This window comes from Lentzea albidocapillata (assembly GCF_000719115.1).
Taxonomy (GTDB): domain Bacteria; phylum Actinomycetota; class Actinomycetes; order Mycobacteriales; family Pseudonocardiaceae; genus Lentzea; species Lentzea albidocapillata.
In genome coordinates, this window is record NZ_JOEA01000094.1 from 1 (window position 1) to 432 (window position 432).

The 432-nt window shown below is 71.1% G+C and carries 1 pseudogene; it reads right to left on the reverse strand.

The features are described 5' to 3' along the window. A pseudogene (locus tag IG04_RS43575) lies at nt 1-432 on the reverse strand (MFS transporter); the annotation flags it as partial.

Sequence of the window (432 nt, forward strand, 5' to 3'; positions counted from 1 at the left end):
CGCGATGCCGGCGGCACCGATGAACGCGGCGGACACACCGGTGGTCAGGGCGTTGGCGTCACCGAGCTGACCGGCGCCGTACGAGGCGGCCAGCGCGGTCATCGCCGCCAGGCCCAGAGCGGACCCGATCTGGTAGCTGGTGTTGACGATGCCCGACGCGAGGCCGCCTTCCTCCGGACGTGCGCTGGAGATGGCGGTGCCGAGCGAGGGGATGAACGCCAGCGCCATGCCGGTCGCGGCCAGCAGCGACGCGGGCAGCACGTCCACCCAGTAGTTGCCGTCCGGGCGCACCAGGGCCAGCCAAGCACCTGCTGCAGGTAGAGGTTCAGGAAGAACCACATCGGGATCCACGCACCACCGAGCAGCAGCTGCGCGATGTTCGCCGCCCCGAGCTGGGGAGTGCGGAAGATGCCGAGCCGCACCAGCGGAGCC